This window comes from Oleiphilus sp. HI0128 (genome assembly GCF_001635365.1).
Window position 1 is genome coordinate 1 of record NZ_LWGG01000846.1, and the last position, 1,115, is coordinate 1,115.

Annotated in this window: 2 protein-coding genes; both read left to right on the forward strand. The window is 42.7% G+C overall.

The features are described from left to right. On the forward strand, positions 1-181 hold a 181-nt coding region (locus A3763_RS13140), incomplete at its 5' end, for a helix-turn-helix domain-containing protein (protein ID WP_304440812.1). 276 nt (positions 182-457) lie between these two features. Then, positions 458-1,115 (forward strand): PAS domain-containing protein (locus tag A3763_RS13145; protein ID WP_156495082.1); only part of this gene is annotated, 658 nt, incomplete at its 3' end.

Here is a 1,115-nt window from a genome sequence, read left to right on the forward strand (position 1 = left end):
ACCAGCCTTGTTGCCTGTAAATGGTATCGATCTAAAGGATTACCTGGCAAATTTGGAAAAGTCGCTTATTCAACAAGCTTTGGATGAGGCTTCTGGTGTGGTTGCTCGCGCTGCCGAAAAACTTCGTATACGTCGTACAACTTTGGTTGAAAAGGTGCGCAAATACGGCTTGAATGCCTAGGTATTATATTTCTTAACTATTCTTGCTCAGTCAAAAATATGTCAGCACGCAGTTTTGCGTGCTTTTTTCGTTTTATGGCGTCATAAAATTGTCTTATCTTTCGGGTTGTTATCATATTGCTACAATTAAGTTGCTGATAATAAAGAAAAAAAATACTTTGGCCTACATAGTGCTTAGATCAGGTTGTTAAAGCTTATTTGAGCTGCGCAGAGCGTTTGGCTGACAAATAAGCGAATAGTATTCCACACTGTTTTGACTGAATGATGTAGGTAAGCCATGGGACAACAAAAACTAGCAACCTGGATAGATGAACCTGCTTTTATTAGCTCGGAGGCAATCAATGCACGTGTTTCGCGCGTTGCGCATGATAGTTCTGGCAGCACTTCAATAGAGGGTAATGCTGCATTCAAATTTCAGGGACAAATTGACTCTACTCAAGATAACGGTGAGCAGAAAGTCGAAGAAGCTTTGTCCTTGTTTGACCACTTGTCTTCGCAATTAACCTCATCATACCGAAACCTTGAGAACAAGGTTAGTCAACTCAAGAGTGATCTTTCACTTGAAGAAAGTCAAAAGCAAGCACAGCGCAAGGAAAAAGAAGACCTAGCTAATCGCTTGTCTACCTTGTTGGAGGTGCTTCCGGCAGGTGTTGTTGTTCTAGATGAAAAAGGTTTAGTCACAGAATGTAATCCTGCGGCAATGGATCTACTTGGCGAACCGCTGAAAGGTTTGGCCTGGGTCGATGTTATTGCGAGAAGTTTTTCGCCAAAGCACGATGATGGACACGAGGTTTCTTTAAAAGATGGCCGAAGAGTGAAAATTGAAACTCGTTCTATGTCATCCGGGCCGGGTCAGCTGGTACTCCTTAGTGATCTGACTGAAACAAGATTGTTGCAGGAGCAAGTAAGCAGGGCCGAACGTTTGAGCTCTTTGG